Source organism: Bacillus sp. OTU530 (assembly GCF_038440375.1).
The window spans coordinates 142,665-161,546 of record NZ_JASATP010000006.1 but is presented as its reverse complement, the minus strand read 5'-3'; the positions used below and the strand labels follow the sequence as shown (position 1 = coordinate 161,546).

Annotated in this window: 15 protein-coding genes; 12 read left to right on the top strand and 3 right to left on the bottom strand. The window is 42.8% G+C overall.

The window, feature by feature from the left end; translation table 11 throughout:
* Positions 1–5 precede the first annotated feature (5 nt).
* Complete coding sequence (ytrI, locus tag AAHB12_RS06575) at positions 6–506, bottom strand: sporulation membrane protein YtrI (protein WP_129727819.1); 501 nt, start codon at positions 504–506, stop codon at positions 6–8.
* Positions 503–865, bottom strand: a complete 363-nt coding sequence (locus AAHB12_RS06570; RefSeq protein ID WP_446715523.1) for a YtrH family sporulation protein — start codon at positions 863–865, stop codon at positions 503–505. Before AAHB12_RS06570 ends, ytrI begins: the two co-directional genes overlap by 4 nt.
* Before the next feature lie 654 nt (positions 866–1,519).
* On the opposite strand from AAHB12_RS06570, the gene AAHB12_RS06565 reads away from it, so the two are divergent.
* From AAHB12_RS06565 to AAHB12_RS06530, 8 genes are all read left to right on the top strand, one after another.
* Positions 1,520–4,876 carry a DNA polymerase III subunit alpha gene (locus tag AAHB12_RS06565; RefSeq protein ID WP_342044732.1) on the top strand — a complete coding sequence of 1,119 codons (3,357 nt, stop codon included), beginning with the start codon at positions 1,520–1,522 and terminating at the stop codon, positions 4,874–4,876.
* A gap of 90 nt (positions 4,877–4,966) precedes the next feature.
* A complete protein-coding gene (locus tag AAHB12_RS06560; protein ID WP_165350742.1) occupies positions 4,967–6,223 on the top strand; it encodes a malic enzyme-like NAD(P)-binding protein in 1,257 nt (418 codons plus the stop codon).
* Positions 6,224–6,294: 71 nt separating this feature from the next.
* The gene (locus AAHB12_RS06555; RefSeq protein ID WP_446715522.1) at positions 6,295–6,876 is read left to right on the top strand and encodes a FadR/GntR family transcriptional regulator; all 582 of its coding nucleotides are present in this window, start codon (positions 6,295–6,297) and stop codon (positions 6,874–6,876) included.
* 115 nt (positions 6,877–6,991) lie between these two features.
* A complete protein-coding gene (gene accD / locus AAHB12_RS06550) occupies positions 6,992–7,861 on the top strand; it encodes an acetyl-CoA carboxylase, carboxyltransferase subunit beta (protein ID WP_342044697.1) in 870 nt (289 codons plus the stop codon).
* Positions 7,849–8,823, top strand: coding sequence for an acetyl-CoA carboxylase carboxyl transferase subunit alpha (gene accA / locus AAHB12_RS06545; RefSeq protein ID WP_129727813.1), 975 nt, complete (start codon positions 7,849–7,851; stop codon positions 8,821–8,823). The genes accD and accA overlap by 13 nt, the downstream gene beginning before the upstream one ends.
* A 315-nt stretch (positions 8,824–9,138) precedes the next feature.
* On the top strand, positions 9,139–10,098 hold the full coding sequence (gene pfkA, locus AAHB12_RS06540; RefSeq protein WP_129727812.1) for a 6-phosphofructokinase: 960 nt from the start codon (positions 9,139–9,141) through the stop codon (positions 10,096–10,098).
* A 66-nt stretch (positions 10,099–10,164) separates the two neighbouring features.
* The gene (pyk, locus tag AAHB12_RS06535; RefSeq protein ID WP_129727811.1) at positions 10,165–11,922 is read left to right on the top strand and encodes a pyruvate kinase; all 1,758 of its coding nucleotides are present in this window, start codon (positions 10,165–10,167) and stop codon (positions 11,920–11,922) included.
* A gap of 295 nt (positions 11,923–12,217) precedes the next feature.
* On the top strand, positions 12,218–12,607 hold the full coding sequence (locus AAHB12_RS06530; protein ID WP_129727884.1) for an FxsA family protein: 390 nt from the start codon (positions 12,218–12,220) through the stop codon (positions 12,605–12,607).
* A 140-nt stretch (positions 12,608–12,747) separates the two neighbouring features.
* Here the strand turns inward: AAHB12_RS06530 and ytvI are convergent, their stop codons facing one another.
* Complete coding sequence (gene ytvI, locus AAHB12_RS06525) at positions 12,748–13,839, bottom strand: sporulation integral membrane protein YtvI (RefSeq protein ID WP_342044696.1); 1,092 nt, start codon at positions 13,837–13,839, stop codon at positions 12,748–12,750.
* Positions 13,840–14,041: 202 nt separating this feature from the next.
* On the opposite strand from ytvI, the gene AAHB12_RS06520 reads away from it, so the two are divergent.
* The 4 genes from AAHB12_RS06520 (at position 14,042) to mdh (ending at position 18,446) form a co-directional block, all read left to right on the top strand.
* Positions 14,042–14,503, top strand: coding sequence for a DUF441 domain-containing protein (locus AAHB12_RS06520; RefSeq protein WP_129727809.1), 462 nt, complete (start codon positions 14,042–14,044; stop codon positions 14,501–14,503).
* Positions 14,504–14,734: 231 nt separating this feature from the next.
* The gene (citZ, locus tag AAHB12_RS06515) at positions 14,735–15,853 is read left to right on the top strand and encodes a citrate synthase (RefSeq protein ID WP_129727808.1); all 1,119 of its coding nucleotides are present in this window, start codon (positions 14,735–14,737) and stop codon (positions 15,851–15,853) included.
* Positions 15,854–15,990: 137 nt separating this feature from the next.
* Entirely contained in the window at positions 15,991–17,280 is a 1,290-nt protein-coding gene (icd, locus tag AAHB12_RS06510; RefSeq protein ID WP_129727807.1) for an NADP-dependent isocitrate dehydrogenase, read from the top strand.
* Positions 17,281–17,507: 227 nt separating this feature from the next.
* Complete coding sequence (gene mdh / locus AAHB12_RS06500; RefSeq protein ID WP_342044731.1) at positions 17,508–18,446, top strand: malate dehydrogenase; 939 nt, start codon at positions 17,508–17,510, stop codon at positions 18,444–18,446.
* Positions 18,447–18,882: the final 436 nt, after the last annotated feature.

Here is an 18,882-nt window from a genome sequence, read left to right as displayed (position 1 = left end):
TTTTTCTATTTATCTGCAATTTTCAAGGAGATTTCCAATACCGTGTCGAAATAGATGGAGTCGACCTTGAATCTATATTGCCGCTCATCTCGCTCATATGTTTTGTTTTCAATTGCCTTTTTTAGAAGTGCTTTATTTTTTGCAACGCTTTGAATGTCCTGTGTAAGCAACTCCCGCAGGTCATTCCGTACAGCAGTGGTGAGTGTGTGAACAGCCAGACCGTCTAAATCATAGGCATCATGGTTGGTGATGGTAATTTTAATGTCTTGAATCGTTAAGATACGTTTATTTTGCTCATTCTGCTTTTTTTGGTCTTCGATCAGCAAATGCTTGTCTTGCTCTAACGCTTGTATTTTCAGTTGTTGCTTTGCAATTGTGGATGTTTGTTCTTCATGATAAATTCCGTACATATACAAAAAAATAATCCAGCTTAGTACGCCCCCAATCGCTGCTCCCGCAAAAAACATTTGCCATGTTCTCGTTTTATATAATGGAGGGATTCTCATACGTGCTCCTGTGTCAGCCATTTAATGATCGTAAGCCCAGTCTGCATACCGCCCATAGCAAACAAAATCAACAGCACCTGTTTGATGATATCTCTCGTCTCGCCCTGAAAAATACCGCGTTCAAAGCTGTAAAAGGTATCAAATGTTCCGCCGATTGCCGCCACGAGCGCCCAAATACGCAGGCTATCTGAGAATCGCTTAATCATAGTAAGCGGCGGTTCTCCCGCCAAAAATGATCCGAGGCCTCCAAGCAGTGATCCTCCAAGCATAACGCCAAAGGCAATGAAGTAACTCGTAATGAGAAGAGACAAAAATGTTTGCTTTACTTCCAAGGCGACCACCCCTTTACAAGAAATCAGAATGTATTCGTTTGGTGTACATTGCACATTGCTCTTTCGTAACAATACCCGCTGTGACAAGTGCTTTCTGCGGGCTAGGAGCCTTCTCTTCTGAAAGCAAATCAATCTGTGTTTGCTTCTCTATTGTCCGATGTACGCTAATACTTCCCCTGACAATAAGAACAGGTACACATTGCGTTTCGTGGTAAGGAACATACGGTATTCTTCAGGAATTATCCCTGCTCTGTGTACGCTTCTATCTTCGCCCGGGGGCAGGGCTCACCAGTCGGCGAGTTTTCTTTACACTGTAAGAAAGTATAAATGCCCAGTTGGAAGTTCATTTGACGTAGTGGGGAATTTTAGGAATCCAGTATAAGTGCAACTACGCCTCTGTCTTCGCCCAAGAGTGGGGCTCGCCAGTCGGCGAGTTTTCCTTACACTGTAAGAAAGTATAAATGCCCAGCTAGAAGTTCATTCGACGTAGTGGGGAATTTTAGGAATCCAGTATAAGTGCAACTACGCCTCTGTCTTCGCCCAAGAGTGGGGCTCGCCAGTCGGCGAGTTTTCTTTACCACTATGTATATGGACAGTAGCTGGAGAGTATGTTTTGATTTCACAACAAACCATCAACTATAATGAAAGAATGTGAATATGTGAGGAAATGGGGTGCAGCAAGTGACATTCGTGCATTTGCAATGTCAAACTGTGTATAGCTTGTTGCAAAGCGCATGCAAAATCGAACCGCTTGTACGCCGTGCGAAGGAACTAGGATTTCAGGCACTTGCCATTACGGATCAAAACGTCATGTATGGTGTGATTCCGTTTTATAAAGCATGCAAGGCAGCGGGTATACATCCAATTATCGGGTTAACAGCCTCCGTATTGGAGGAAGGAGCATCTTCGTCATATCCGCTCGTATTGTTGGCTGAAACTGAGACGGGATATCAGAATTTACTTAAGATTTCAAGTACGATTATGACGAAAACTAGGGACGGGATTCCTAAGAAATGGCTCGCTCGTTACGCTGAAGGATTAATCGCTATTTCACCGGGGGTAAATGGAGAAGTGGAGCAGCTGCTGCTTCAGCAGGAGGATGAGCAGGCGCGGACAGTGATTACCGACTATCTGGAGATGTTTTCGTCCTTTTATCTTAGTATACAAAATCACGGCTTACCTGAGGAAAGGTTGCTGCAAGCACGTTTGCTGCAGTTGAGTGAGGACATGCATGTGCCGCTTGTAGCAGCTAATGACGTTCATTATGTGGATAAAACAGATGCCTTTGTTCAAGATTGCTTGCTATGCATCGAGCACGGTGTAAAGGTAGAGGACACAAACAGGCCTCGTCTTAAGACAGAGGAATATGATTTAAAATCAGTAGAACAAATGGAGGGGTTATTTTCTTTTCTTCCAGAAGCGCTCGATCATACAGTGCAGATTGCACAGCGATGTCGCGTTGAAGTGACCTTTCATGAGAGCCGTTTGCCAGAGTTTCCAATCGATACAGACGAAACGTCAGATGAGTTTTTGCGGCGCATTTGTGAGGAAGGGCTCCGTAAGCGCTATGAGCATATAACGGATGTACATAGAGGGCGGCTGCAGCATGAGCTGCATGTTATTAGTCGCATGGGCTTTAGTGATTACTTTTTGATTGTATGGGATTTTATGAAGTATGCACATAATCTGCGTATGTTAACGGGACCGGGCCGTGGGTCGGCTGCTGGCTCGCTTGTTGCGTATGTATTGGAAATCACAAATATTGATCCTATTCAATATAGGCTATTATTTGAGAGATTTTTAAATCCAGAGCGTGTAACAATGCCTGATATTGATATTGATTTTCCTGATGTCCGCCGCGACGAAATTATTTCGTATGTTGCGCAGAAATATGGTCAGCTGCATGCAGCACAAATTATTACATTTGGTACGCTGGCTGCAAAAGCTGCAGTACGTGATATCGGGCGTGTGATGGGGCTGTCACAGCGCGAAATGGAGCAGTTTTCACGCCTTATTCCCTCGCGCGTCGGGATTACCTTGGAGCAGGCATATGAGGATTCCGCAGCTTTGCGGGAGTATACGGCAAGCAATCCAAGATACGAGCGTGTGTTTTCAGTTGCTAAGCGTGTAGAGGGAATGCCGCGGCATACATCTATCCATGCAGCAGGCGTGATTTTAAGCGCTGCTCCGCTTACAAATAGTGTAGCAGTGCAGCAGGGGCATAATGATGTCTATATTACACAGTACCCTGCAGAGGTATTAGAAGAGCTTGGATTACTTAAAATCGATTTTCTTGGCTTGCGTAATCTTACGATTTTAGAGAATATTTGCAGCCTTATTACTGAAACGAGCGGGGAAGTAGTTGATTTGCAGCGCCTGCCTCTTGATGATGAAGCAACCTTTTCATTGCTTGGACAAGGGGATACGACAGGTGTGTTTCAGCTTGAATCATCAGGGATGCGCAATGTCTTGAAGGCGCTTCAGCCTACTGTGTTCGAGGATATTGTCGCTGTCAATGCTCTGTATAGACCTGGACCAATGGAACAAATTCCTGCTTTTATTGAAGCGAAGCACGGAAAGAGAACTGTGGAATACCCGCATCCGGACCTAGAGCCGATTTTGAAAAAAACATATGGCGTTGTAGTATATCAAGAGCAAATTATGGAAATTGCTTCTAAGATGGCAGGTTTTTCTCTTGGTGAAGCAGATTTGCTGCGCCGAGCAGTGAGCAAGAAAAAGCATGAGATTTTGGATCGAGAGAGGAAGCCGTTTGTAAGCGGCTGTTTAGATAAGGGTTATGACGAAGCGACGGCTCAGGCTGTATATGATTTAATTGTCCGTTTCGCTAATTATGGCTTTAATAGAAGTCATGCTGTCGCCTATAGTATGATTGCCTATCAGCTTGCGTATTTAAAAGCGAATTACCCCATTGCCTTTATGGCAGCCCTTTTAACAAGCGCGATCGGCAATGAAGAACGCATGATGCAGTATGTACGTGAAGCAAAGCGAAAGAATGTACAAATCTTTCCTCCCTCTATTCAAACTAGTGATTACCGATTTTACCCGGAGGAAGAAGGAATTCGATATAGCTTGCTTGGCATTCGCGGTATCGGCAGCGCAACGGTAAGAGATATTTTGCAGGAGCGGCGCAAAGGGGCATTTACAGACCTGTTTCAATTCTGCGTCCGTTTGCCGTCGCGAACAGCAAATCGAAAGCATCTAGAATTGCTGATTGGAGCAGGCTGCTTTGACTGTTTTGGAGTAGAACGGGCTTCCTTGCTTGCAAGCATAGATACGGCATTAGAATATGCCGCACTTGTTAGACCGGATGATGCAAACCAAGCTGAGATGTTTTTGGATGAGGATCTTGTACCGAAACCGTCGTATGCAGAAGCACCCCCGATGCAATTTGCGGCACGGCTTCGCTTAGAAAAAGAAACGCTAGGTTTATATGTATCTGGTTATCCGACGCAGGAATATGAATCCTTTATACAGGAGTTGCAAATTCCGACACTTTCGGAGGCAGTTCAAAGCCAAAGTAAAAGTATTCGTTCGATTGTATTTATAGTAGAGGTGAAAGTAATTCGGACAAAAGCAATGCAAAATATGGCCTTTTTGACTATCTGCGATAAAGAGGAAGAATGGGAGGCAGTCATATTTCCAGATACGTATGCGCAGTTCCGTTCTATTGTGCAAGAGGATAGCACATTGCTGCTTGAAGGGGCGATGAGTGTACGTAATGGCCGAAAGCAGTGGGTAGTTAGTGGTATATATCCACTCGAACGCATAGAGGAATACGAAGCGGAACAGAATAAACGTTTGTATATCAAACTCCCGTCTCAATATGACAAAGGTCTGTTTGCAAAAATCACGAAAACTTTATTGCATTATCCGGGACTTGCCCAAGTATTTATTTACTATGAAAAAGAACATAAAATGGTACAGTTATCCCGTCCTTTTTCTGTACATCCTAATGAAGAGTGTATAAAAGTGCTAAAGGAAATTTCAGGTGCGGATAACGTTGCATTAAAAATGTGATAGACTTTTTTGTATCTTGTCCATTATAGTAATAATGAAGCTCGTGGTCAGACCACTTTGGAGAGAAGAAAAACGAAGCAGCAATCCAATATGAGGAGAGTGAGCGTTTTGTCAACACTTCGCGATGAAGCTTTACATATGCACCGAGTACACCAAGGAAAGCTTGAAACAGTTTCAAAGGTTAAGGTGGCAAACGCAAAGGATTTAAGTCTTGCGTATTCACCAGGCGTGGCAGAGCCGTGCAAAGCTATCTATGACGATAAAAGCAAGGTGTACGAATATACAGTGAAGGGGAACTTGGTCGCTGTTGTAACGGATGGCACAGCTGTATTGGGTTTAGGGAATATAGGTCCAGAGGCGGCGCTGCCTGTTATGGAAGGAAAAGCGGTGTTGTTTAAAAGCTTTGCTGGTGTTGATGCATTTCCAATCGCTTTAAATACAAACGATGTAGAAAAAATTATTGAAACTGTTAAGTTAATGGAACCAACATTTGGCGGCGTGAACCTTGAGGATATCGCAGCACCAAACTGTTTTGTTATAGAAGAACGCTTGAAGAAGGAAATAAACATTCCTGTGTTTCACGATGATCAGCACGGGACTGCAATTGTTACGGTGGCAGGACTTGTGAATGCTTTGAAATTAGTAGGTAAAAAGATGTCTGAAGTTAAAGTTGTCGCAAATGGAGCGGGCGCCGCTGGGATTGCGATTATGAAGTTGTTATATCACTATGGTGTTCGCGATATTATTATGTGTGATACAAAAGGTGCTATTTACGAAGGGCGTCCAATTGGCATGAACACAGTAAAAAATGAGATAGCAAAATATACGAATCGTGATCGTAAGCAAGGATCGCTTGCTGATGTTATTCAAGGTGCAGACGTATTTATTGGTGTATCGGCAGAGGGAGCTCTCACGAAAGAGATGGTGCAAACGATGAATCGTCAGCCAATCATTTTTGCGATGGCGAATCCTGTGCCGGAGATTATGCCGGCAGATGCGAAAGCAGCGGGTGCAGCAGTTATCGGAACGGGACGATCTGATTTCCCAAATCAGGTGAACAATGTATTAGCGTTTCCAGGAATTTTTCGCGGGGCACTTGATGTGCATGCGACGCAAATTAATGAAGAGATGAAGGTTGCTGCTGTACAGGCGATTGCAGGACTCATATCAGATGAGGAGCTACAGGCTGATTATATTATCCCGGCACCATTTGATCCACGTGTTGCTCCTCAGGTCGCGGCATATGTAGCAAAGGCAGCGATGGAGACGGGTGTAGCGCGCCGGAAGGTGAATCCAGACGAAGTAGCTGAGAAAACAAGAAGATTGGCGACTATAGGAAAACAATAAGTGGGGAATGTTCATTGACAGCAGTACAATCGAAGATATATCTAGAAATCGTTCATCAAATTCGTTCCATTATGGAGGGAGATGGTCTCAAGGCCGGCGACCGTCTCCCTTCAGAACGGGAGCTGAGTGCACGTCTGAATGTGGGGCGTTCCTCTGTACGTGAGGCGCTTCGCGCACTAGAGCTTGTAGGGTTAATTGAAACACGCCGCGGGGAAGGGACGTTTGTGAAGCGCTTTTACGAGAACGGTCTTGTCCAGTTAATTGCAGCCTTTTTGCTGCAAGATGAAAAGACAAAGCAAGATTTACTGCAGGTGAAGATGCTGCTCGAACGAAATATATTGAGCCTTTTGCTTGGCAAAACAAAAGAACAGCTTTTGCCGCTTTCGGAGCTTCTTTCCTCCAATGAAACATCGTTACTCCTTTTTCATCAAGCATTTTTTAAGCAGGCTGTTGAGCTTACAGATAATCATCTGTTATATCGTATTTGGCTTATTGTGAGCGAGTATGCAGCAACATTTTCCTATAAAGCCGAAGTGCCATTGGAAGATATAACCTCTTATAAGAACATTTATAGAGCAATAGAAAACAAGGATATGGAACAGATGATGCATTGCTACGAGGAGGCTTCAAAAGTAATCCTGGTGCACATGTAAGTTTTAGAACATACCGAAACGACATCAATCCTATTTAGCAACATATAAGGTAAAGAGAAAGGTCAGCTTGTTTTCGATATGGATAAAGCTGTATCTATTATAAAGGAGGGGTAATGTGCTAAGAGATTTGTTTATTAAGAAAAAGAAATATGCAGCAATTCCTTCAGAGCAAATGAGAAGAGATGTTCCGGACGGCCTAATGACCAAGTGTCCAGAGTGTAAAAAAATTATGTATACAAAGGAGCTTCTAAAAAACCTAAAGGTGTGTGCGAACTGCGGCTATCATCATCCGATGAATGCATGGGAGCGACTAGACAGCTTACTGGATGAACAGTCGTTTGTAGAATATGATCAAGAGATGATTTCGGCAAATCCGCTCCAGTTTGAAGGCTACGAGGAAAAGTTAGAGGGAGACCGCAAGCGAACAAAGCTCAATGAAGCAGTTGTAACGGGCGAGGGAACAATTGATGATATGCTTGTTGTTGTCGCGGTAATGGATTCGCGTTTTCGTATGGGGAGCATGGGTTCAGTCGTCGGAGAGAAGATTGCGCGCGCGATTGAGAAAGCAGGGGAACTGCAAGTGCCGTTCCTCATTTTCACAGCATCAGGCGGTGCAAGAATGCAAGAAGGCGTATTGAGTCTAATGCAAATGGCAAAAACAAGTGCTGCGCTAAAACGTTTTAGTACAAACGGAGGTCTTATTATTTCTGTTATGACTCACCCAACTACGGGCGGTGTTTCAGCAAGCTTTGCATCACTTGGAGACTATAACCTAGCGGAACCTGGTGCTCTAATTGGGTTTGCAGGACGACGTGTCATTCAACAAACGGTGCGCGAGGAGCTGCCAGAGGATTTTCAGACTGCGGAGTTTTTGCTCCAGCATGGGCAGCTAGATGCAGTGGTGAACCGTCTTGAAATGAAGGAAACATTGAGTACGATTGTAGGGATTCATCATGTAGGGGGGACGGAGCAGTGGCAGAATTAGAATTTGAAAAGCCCATTGTCCAGCTGCGAAATAAAATTCGCGAACTGAAAGAATATACGAATAACAGCCAAATGGACTTTAGTGAGGAGATTCGTATTCTAGAGGCGAAACTCGAGAATTTGGAGAACGAAGTATACGGCAGCATGAAGGTGTGGGATCGGGTACAAATAGCCCGTCATGCGGAGCGACCGACAACTCTAGATTATATTGAACATCTGTTTACAGACTTTTTCGAGTGCCACGGTGACCGTGCTTTTGGAGATGATGCTGCTATTGTTGGAGGGATCGCCAAGTACAAAGGCACTCCCATAACGGTAATTGGACATCAGCGTGGGAAGGATACGAAGGAGAATATTCGCCGTAACTTTGGTATGCCCCATCCTGAAGGCTACCGAAAGGCACTTCGTTTAATGAAACAGGCTGAAAAATTTAAGCGTCCGATTGTTTGTTTTATTGATACGAAGGGCGCATATCCGGGAATGGCAGCGGAGGAGCGCGGACAAAGTGAGGCAATTGCGCGTAACTTGTTTGAAATGGCAGGCCTAGCCGTTCCGATTGTCTGTATTGTCATTGGTGAAGGAGGAAGCGGCGGCGCATTAGGACTCGGTGTCGGGAATTATGTGCATATGCTGGAGAATTCAACGTATTCTGTTATTTCTCCAGAAGGGGCCGCAACTATTCTTTGGAAAGATGCAAGCAAAGCAAAGGAAGCAGCAGAGGCGATGGGCATTACGGCAGCGGATTTGAAGCGTCTGGGCATTATTGATGAAATCATTCCTGAGGTGCGGGGAGGAGCACATCGTGATGTGAAGCAGCAGGCGAAACTCATGGATGAAGTGCTGAGGCAGTCACTAGAGAAGCTAAGACAGATGACCGAAGAAGAGCTTCTTGAGCAAAGATATGAGAAGTATATGAAAATGGGGCAGGTTTCGTTTGCTGAGGAATCAATTGGGGCACAATAAAAGCGTAAGCTCCCTGTTTTGTTTAGTCGACAGGCAAACAAGCGTGTCTCTGTAGTGAAGCCGAGTATGGAATCTTTCCATATGTTCTATGCGGTTCAGGAACTTTTATGTGTGAGAACAATTTGGGGACTGAAGTAGATCGCATACGCTAGACGATATTCCAAAAGCTATACACCCTTACTTAATAGAAAAAAACGTGCATTTCTTTCTCAGAATGCACGTTTTTTCTTCTCAAATATGCATCTTCCCATTGTGCTTCCGTAATTTTTCATGGTATTTTATTAGAGGGCAAATAAACTTTCGAGGTGATTGCAGATGAAACGTATTGGAGTTTTAACAAGCGGCGGAGATTCGCCGGGAATGAATGCTGCTGTGCGCGCTGTTGTCCGCAAAGCAATTTATCATGACGTGGAAGTATACGGTGTGTATCATGGATACTCCGGTCTTATTTCAGGTCATATCGAAAAGCTAGAGCTTGGTTCTGTTGGTGACATTATTCATCGCGGAGGAACAAAGCTGTATTCAGCAAGATGTCCGGAGTTTAGAACATTAGAAGGACAAATGCAAGGCATTGAGCAATTGAAAAAATTCGGTATTGAAGGCCTGGTTGTCATTGGCGGCGACGGTTCTTATCAAGGAGCGAAAAAGCTAACAGAACATGGTTATCCTTGTATAGGCGTTCCTGGAACAATTGATAACGATATTCCGGGTACTGATTTTACAATTGGTTTTGATACAGCACTGAACACAGTAATCGATGCAATCGATAAAATTCGTGATACAGCAACTTCCCACGAACGTACATATGTAATTGAAGTTATGGGTCGACATGCTGGGGATATTGCGCTGTGGGCTGGTTTGGCGGATGGTGCGGAAACAATTTTGGTTCCGGAAGTAGACTTTGACATGCAAGATATCATTGCACGTTTAAAACGAGGTCACGAACGCGGCAAGAAGCACAGTATTATTGTAGTAGCTGAAGGGGTAGGCAGTGCGATTGAGATTGGTAAGAACATTGAAGAGGCAACTAGTCTGGATACGCGCGTAACAGTGTTAGGTCACGTACAACGCGGTGGTTCTCCAAGTGCATTTGACCGCGTATTAGCTAGCCGTTTAGGGGCAAGAGCGGTTGAACTTCTTTTAGAAGGACAAGGCGGCCGTTGTGTTGGGATTCAAAACAACAAGCTTGTAGACCATGATATCATTGAAGCATTAGCACAGAAGCACACAATTGATGAAGATATGTATCGATTATCTCAGGAATTATCCATTTAGTAGGACATAATTGAAATTTGGTACGTCAAAATTGGGAACGTTTCCATAAAAAAGCGGAGGTATTGTATGCGTAAGACGAAAATAGTATGTACTATTGGACCGGCAAGTGAAAGTATTGAGAAGCTAACGCAACTCATGGAAGCAGGTATGAATGTTGCACGTTTGAATTTCTCACATGGCAGTCACGAGGAGCATGCAGCACGTATTACTAATATTCGTGAAGCGGCAAAGCAAACAGGAAAAACAATTGCAATTTTGCTTGATACAAAGGGCCCTGAAATTCGTACGCACGATTTTGAGAATGGACAAGCGGAATTAAAAACAGGTCAGGAAGTTATTATTTCCATGGAGCAGGTTTTAGGAACAGCGGAAAAATTCTCAGTATCCTATACAGGCTTGTATGATGATGTTGATACAGGATCACGCATTTTAATTGATGACGGTTTGATTGAATTAGAGGTTATTGGTAAAGCAAATGGTGAAATTCGTACCAAAGTATTAAATAGCGGTCTTGTTAAAAATAAAAAGGGTGTAAACGTACCAAATGTAAGTATCAAGTTGCCTGGTATCACTGAAAAAGACGTGCAGGATATTCTTTTTGGTGTTGAGCAGGGCGTAGACTTTATCGCGGCTTCCTTTGTGCGTAAAGCATCTGACGTTTTAGAAATTCGTGAGCTGTTAGCAGAAAAAGGCGCGAAACACATTCAAATCATTCCAAAAATCGAAAACCAAGAGGGTATTGACAATATTGATGCCATTCTAGAGGTTTCCAACGGTCTTATGGTTGCTCGTGGTGACCTGGGTGTAGAAATCCCGCCAGAAGAAGTACCACTCGTACAAAAGAGCCTAATTAACAAGTGTAATCTTCAAGGAAAGCCTGTTATTACAGCAACACAAATGCTTGATAGCATGCAACGCAACCCTCGTCCGACACGCGCTGAAGCAAGTGACGTAGCCAACGCAATTTTTGACGGTACAGATGCAATTATGCTTTCTGGTGAAACTGCTGCGGGACAATATCCTGTAGAATCAGTTAAAATGATGGCGACTATTGCTACTCGCGTAGAAAGATCTCTAGTATATCAAGATATCTTCCGCAAGCGTATTGAAGAAGTACGCCCAAGTATTGCAGATGCAATCTGTCAATCAGTTGCGCATACAGCTCTTTCTTTAGATGTGGTAGCAATTGTAGCGCCTACAGAGAGTGGTCATACAGCAAAAATGATCTCTAAATATCGTCCAAAGTCTCCAATTATTGCGGTTTCTGCAGATGATCGTGTATGTCGTAAGCTTGCACTTGTATGGGGTGTACAAGCATATTTAGCACAAGATCCTGTATATTCTACGGATGAAATGCTTGAGGGCGCTATTCAAGCATCTAAAGACACAGGCATTGTAAAATCAGGAGATACAGTTGTAATCGCAGCAGGTGTGCCTATTGGTGAAACAGGAACAACAAACTTAATGAAGGTTCATGTTGTAGGCGAGCAAATTGTTAAAGGGCAAGGTATTGGCCGCAAAAGCAGCAAAGGGCGAGTTGTTGTTGCGAAAACGGCTGAAGAAGCACTTGCAAAGATGCACCCAGGAGCTATTTTAGTTACAACTAGCACAGACAAGGATATGATGCCGGCAGTTGAACAAGCAAGCGCGCTTGTAATTGAAGAAGGCGGTTTAACAAGTCATGCTGCTGTTGTAGGGGTATCTATCGGTATTCCAGTTATCGTAGGTGTAAATAACGCTACTTCTATTCTAAAGGATGATCAGGAAGTAACAGTTGATGCAGCACGAGGGATTGTTTATAACGGACATGCAATAGTTCTATAAGGGATAAGGAAGGGAGAGAGTGAATCTCTCCCTTTTTCTCACATTTAAGAGAGTATAAATTTCCAGCTGGAAGACAATTCGACATAGTTAGAAATTTTAGGAATACAGTATAAGTGCAACTACGCCTCTGTCTTCGCCCAAGAGCGGAGCTTGCCAATCGACGAGTTTTCTTTATTCGACTAGGAAAAATTTTGAGGGGTGTCTAGCTCACATTGTCTGCTTCAGCTCTCCAGAATGTTTTTCGGTGAAAAGGCTGGATTATGGAAATTTATTCTTAATAGGAGGGAAAATAATGGTGAAGCTTCTTATCCTCTTGTTTATTATTGTACCTGCTTTAGAGGTTACACTGCTTGTGGCGTCGAGTCATTGGATTGGTATTTGGCCGACATTTTTGATGATTATAGCAACCGGAATCATTGGCGCATATTTAGCAAAGAAGCAAGGAATAGCAGTGTTGCGAGAGGTGCAGTATCGTCTGAGCCGCGGGCAAATGCCGACAGAATCTCTTCTAGATGGAGGTTGTATTTTGATTGGCGGAATATTGCTGCTTACACCAGGCTATGCTACCGATATTATCGGTTTTTTACTTCTGTTTCCTATTACAAGAAAGATTGTTACATATTGGTTCTTGAAATGGATCGAGAAGAAAATAAAGAAAAATAACCAAACAATCATTTGGAAATAAAAAGCGATTCGGTCACAGTCCGAATCGCTTTTTATCACCTTAGGAAAGTGAAAATTTCCAGGAGGAAAGGAGTTTGACGTGTCAGGAAATTTTAAGAGCAAAGTGTAAGTGCAACTATGCCTCTGTCTTCGCCCTGCAGGCTATTTAGCATCTTTAATAAAGCGCCAAAGATCACGAAATACCTTTGCGTCATACAATGTTTTAAGAAGAACAAGCGTTGCTGGACCGATAATCAGACCAAGAAAACCGTATAGCTTGAACCCAACAAAAAGCGCAATAAGTGTTGGAAGCGGGTCGAGACCGATATTGGAGGATAGTACTTTCGGTTCCATAATTTGTCGCTGTACAATGACGACGATATATAAAACAAGAAGTCCAACAGCGAGCGGAGTACTGCCTGTGAAGTAGGCGTATAAAATCCACGGTACAAATACTGCTCCTGTTCCAAGATACGGTAATAGATCAACAATTCCAGTCACGATAGCAATTGTAATAGCATATGGCACACGCAAAACAAGCAATCCGACAAGTACGATAATGGTTGTCATTGAGACAAGCGTAAATTGCGCTTTAATGAAGCCAAGGAGCGCTTTACGCAAATTTCCAAAAATCGTTTCACTATATAGATGAATACGTGTTGGCAGTATGCGCTTTAGACGTTGCCTCATTTTGTACCAATCATTGCTAATGAAAAACGTGGCAAGCAAAATGAAAATCAGAACGGTTGCTGTGGTTGGAAGAACGCGTAAAAAATTGGTCAATCCGCTCAAAATGGATGTAAGTAAATCTTGCGCCTTTTGTGTGAGGTCTGAACCAAGATTTTGAATATTAGAGGAGATTGTATTTTGCTGCGTCTCTCCAAGACGATTAAATTTTGTAGCTAAATCTTCATATAACGGCATGATATTATGAACAATAATATTCTGTACATATACAACAAGTTTCGGAAATTGATTTGGCAAAATCTCAAGCAAGTACGTAGCAGCAGCGATGGTCTCTGTTACGAGAAGAATAACAAGCCCTACTATTGCCCCAAATACAAGGATGAGCGTTACAAACACCGCAAGCGGGCGCGGGAAGAGAAGTTTTTTCTCGAGTAGATCGACGATTGGATGCATCGCATATGCCAAACAAAGAGCAATAATAAATGGATATACTAGACCTGAGATATAAAAAAGAATGTACAGGCCAATTATAATTAACGCTGCCACAAAAATAAGCCGAAGCCCCATGTACAGGTAATCTCGATTTAAAATGGAACATTCCTCCTGTTCGGAGTGTATTTTTTTTTATATTATGGGGAAGGTGAAGTTTTTCCCATCTCTTATTTTACATCGTATTAAGGAGAAAAAAAAGCCGTTATTAGGCAATATTTTCCTGCTTTTTCTTGGGTATTTACGAAATATTATTTTTATAGGAAAGGATAAACAAGTTATGTTTAATCAATCTGTTTTATTTTTATTCATTTTGCTTGCTATTGGCTTACTGGCTAAAAATCAATCGCTTACATTTGCTGTACTGGTGCTTCTCCTTATAAAATGGACACCCCTTAACGAAAAATTGTTTTCATACTTACAACAGAAAGGAATTAACTTTGGTGTAACAATTATTACAATTGCTGTTCTTGTCCCGATTGCCTCGGGAGAAATCGGCTTTAGACAGTTGACGGAAGCGATCAAATCCTATTATGCTTGGATTGCGTTGGCATCTGGTATTGCTGTTGCGCTGCTGGCTAAGGGAGGGCTAAGCCTGCTTGCCAGTGATCCTCATATTACAACTGCACTTGTTCTTGGAACAGTGATAGCAGTTGCGCTTTTTAATGGGGTGGCGGTTGGGCCTCTTGTTGGGGCGGGTATTGCATATATGGTGCTGCATGTGGTACAAATATTAAAGTAGAGCATTTTTATCTTGATATAAATTATCTGAATTCTTTTCATTCACAAAAGTCAGATAATTGTTTATAATGGTACGTAAGGGAGTGCCTGGGATAGATCAACAACGAGAATTGTGTGGTGGAAAAGTAGCACCAACATAAAACAATGCCAAGGTGCATTGTTTTATGTCGTGTTATTTTTCGTCTCGGCGCTTTAGGGTTGGGGAGAAATTTGTGGAAAAGGAGAGATTACTATGGCAGTTACTCGAGGTCTTGAAGGGGTAGTAGCCACAACCTCATCGATTAGTTCTATTATTGATGACACTTTAACATATGTAGGCTACACAATCGATGACTTGGCAGAGCACGCTTCGTTTGAAGAGGTTGTGTATTTATTGTGGCACCGCAAGCTTCCAAACAAAACAGAACTAGAGGAGCTAAAATCTCAGCTAGCTGAAAACGCGCAAATTCCTGCAGAAATTATCGCATATCTAAAAGCAACAAACTTAAATACAGCCCATCCAATGTCTGTCCTTCGTACAGTTATTTCCATGCTATCCTTATATGATGAAAGCGCAGAATCGATGGAAGGAAAATCTAATTATTTGAAAGCGGTTAAACTACAAGCACAGGTCTCAACAATTGTAGCCGCATATTCCCGTATCCGCAAAGGCTTGGAACCAGTTGCTCCCAATACAAAACTCAGCTTCGCAGCTAACTTTTTGTACATGCTGAATAATAGAGAGCCGAATGAAATTGAGATTCAAGCATTTGACAAAGCGCTCGTTCTTCATGCTGACCATGAGCTGAATGCATCGACATTTACGGCGCGTGTGTGCGTAGCGACGCTTTCGGATGTGTATTCTGGTATTACAGCTGCAATTGGAGCGTTAAAAGGCCCTCTTCATGGTGGTGCAAATGAAAATGTGATGAAGATGCTTATGGAGATTGGCGATGTAGAAAATGTAGAGCCATACATCTTAAATGCGTTGAACAACAAAGTAAAGATTATGGGCTTTGGACATCGTGTATATAGAGGTGGAGATCCACGCGCAAAGCACTTAAAGGAAATGTCCAAGAAGATTGGTGAAGTTACAGGCGAAACGAAATGGTATGAAATGTCCTTGCAAATTGAGGAAATCGTAACATCTTCCAAAAATTTACCGCCAAATGTAGATTTCTATTCTGCTTCTATGTACCATTGTTTAGGAATTGATCATGATTTATTTACACCAATTTTTGCGATCAGCCGCATGTCTGGTTGGCTTGCGCACATTCTTGAGCAGTACGAAAACAATCGCCTAATCCGTCCGCGTGCGGATTATACAGGTCCTACACATCAAACGTATGTGCCTGTTGAGAAAAGAGGATAATTTTTGTTTGAAAGTTTGCCTGTTTCGGGTAGACTGAATAGTGGCAATATGACAACTAGTTATTGAGGTTGATTAGGACCCGCTTGCGGGTCTCTAGTCTGTTTCATACATATTTTATAAGCATGGGGGTAATTACATTGACTACAGGTGAAAAAATTACAGTAACGAACGGTGTATTGAACGTACCAAACAACCCAATCATTCCTTTCATCGAAGGAGATGGAACAGGTCCGGATATTTGGGCAGCTTCTGTACGTGTATTAGACGCAGCAGTTGAAAAAGCATACAAAGGCGAGAAGAAAATCGCTTGGAAGGAAGTACTTGCGGGTGAGAAAGCCTTTAACCAAACAGGTGAGTGGCTTCCTCAAGAAACACTTAATTTAATTGATGAGTACTTGCTTGCGATCAAAGGTCCTTTAACAACTCCAGTAGGCGGCGGTATTCGTTCTCTAAACGTGGCATTGCGTCAAGAACTTGACTTGTATGTATGTGTACGTCCTGTTCGCTATTTTGAAGGCGTTCCGTCACCAGTAAAGCGTCCAGAAGACACTGATATGGTAATTTTCCGTGAAAATACTGAGGACATCTATGCAGGTATTGAATATCAAAAAGGCTCTGCAGAAGTCCAAAAGGTGCTTGAATTCCTGCAAACTGAAATGGGCGTAAAGAAAATCCGCTTCCCTGAAACATCTGGTATCGGTATTAAGCCTGTTTCTGAAGAGGGAACAAAGCGTTTGGTTCGCGCAGCTATCCAATATGCAGTTGATCATGGCCGTAAATCTGTAACGCTTGTTCACAAAGGAAACATTATGAAGTTTACAGAAGGTGCGTTCAAGAACTGGGGTTACGAAGTGGCTGAGCAAGAGTTCAGCGATCAAGTGTTCACTTGGGCGCAATACGATCGTCTTGTAGAAGAGCAAGGCAAGCAAGCAGCGAATGAAGCGCAAGCAGCAGCAGAAGCAGCTGGCAAAATCATCGTGAAGGATTCTATTGCAGATATTTTCTTGCAACAAATTTTAACTCGTCCAAAAGAGTTCGACGTAGTGGCAACAATGAACTTAAACGGCGACTATATTTCTGATGCATTAGCAGCACAAGTAGGTGGCATTGGTATTGCACCTGGCGCTAACATCAACTACGTAACAGGACATGCTATTTTCGAAGCGACACACGGTACAGCTCCGAAGTATGCAGGACTTGATAAAGTGAATCCGTCTTCTGTTATCCTTTCAGGCGTATTAATGCTTGAGCATCTTGGCTGGAACGAAGCAGCAAACCTAATTGTAGGATCTATGGAGAAAACAATTGCTTCTAAAGTAGTAACATACGATTTCGCACGTTTAATGGACGGAGCAACAGAAGTAAAATGCTCTGAGTTTGGCGACGAGTTAATTAAGAACATGGACACGGTTCAAGTAAACGCGTAAGCAGGTTTCAGGTGTATTAACGCTTGAACATCTTGGCTGAAACGAAGCTGCAAACCTGATTGGATAGGGTCTATGAAGAAAACAATTGCTTCTAAAGTGTTAACATACGATTTCGCACGTTTAATGGACGGAGCAACAGAAGGAAATGCTCTGGGTTTGGCGATAAGTTAATTAAAAACATGGAGCGCGTTTCAAGTAAACGCGTAACAGGAGCAGGGGGAATTCTCATGACAATCAAACGTAAAAAGGTTTCTGTTGTCGGTGCAGGGTTTACGGGAGCAACAACAGCATTCTTACTAGCGCAAAGGGAATTAGCTGATGTAGTATTAGTTGATATTGCACCATTAGAAAACCCGACTAAGGGAAAAGCGCTGGACATGCTTGAAGCAAGCCCAGTACAAGGCTTTGATGCAAATATTATTGGTACTGCTGACTATGCTGACACTGCTGATTCCGATGTGGTTGTAGTTACTGCAGGAATTGCACGTAAGCCTGGTATGAGCCGTGATGATCTTGTGGCAACAAACTCCAAAATTATGAAGAGTGTAGCTAAAGAAATCGTAAAGTATTCTCCAAACACAACAATTGTTGTGTTAACGAATCCTGTTGATGCGATGACTTATACAATCTTTAAGGAGTCTGGCCTTCCAAAAGAGCGTGTAATTGGGCAGTCCGGCGTACTTGATACGGCTCGCTTCCGTACGTTTGTAGCGCAGGAATTAAACCTGTCTGTAAAGGATGTGACAGGCTTCGTATTAGGCGGTCACGGTGACGATATGGTTCCGCTCGTACGTTATTCCTATGCTGGCGGTATTCCACTGGAAACATTAATTCCAAAGGACCGTTTAGATGCGATTGTCGAGCGTACACGTAAAGGCGGCGGTGAAATCGTAAACCTTTTAGGAAACGGCAGTGCATACTACGCTCCGGCTGCTTCCCTTGTTGAAATGACAGAAGCAATCCTAAAAGATCAGCGTCGCGTATTGCCTGCTATTGCTTATTTAGAAGGTGAGTATGGCTACAGCGATTTATACTTGGGTGTTCCTGTTATTCTTGGCGGAAACGGAATTGAAAAGGTTATCGAGCTGGATCTTCTTGACGAAGAAAAAGCGGCACTTGACCGTTCTGTCGAAGCTGTACGCAACGTAATGAAAGTACTTGCTTAATAAATTTAGAAAAAAGATTCGGGGGACTCCTCGAATCTTTTTTTACATTGTAAGAAAGTATAAATTTCCAGCTAGGAGTGAATTCGACGTAATCGGAAATTTTAGGAGTACAACATAAGTGCAACTACCCCTCTGTCTTCGCCAATCGGTGACTTTTTCAAGGATGTAAGTTTTTATGTACTATTCCTTTTTTAAACAAACAGGGGATCCGGAAAGGGGTTTTCAATTTTCATATTTTTTAGTTGAATAAGAATGATGAAACCTTTAGCATAAAGAAGAGTGAATCTCTCTTTACACTTTGGGAAAGCATAAATTTCCAGCGAGAAGCGAATTCGACGCAGTCGGAAATTTTAAGAACAAAGTATAAGTGCAACTACGCCTCTGTCTTCGCCTAGCGGCTTGCCAGTCGGCGAGTCTTCTTTACAAAGAGCTGTTT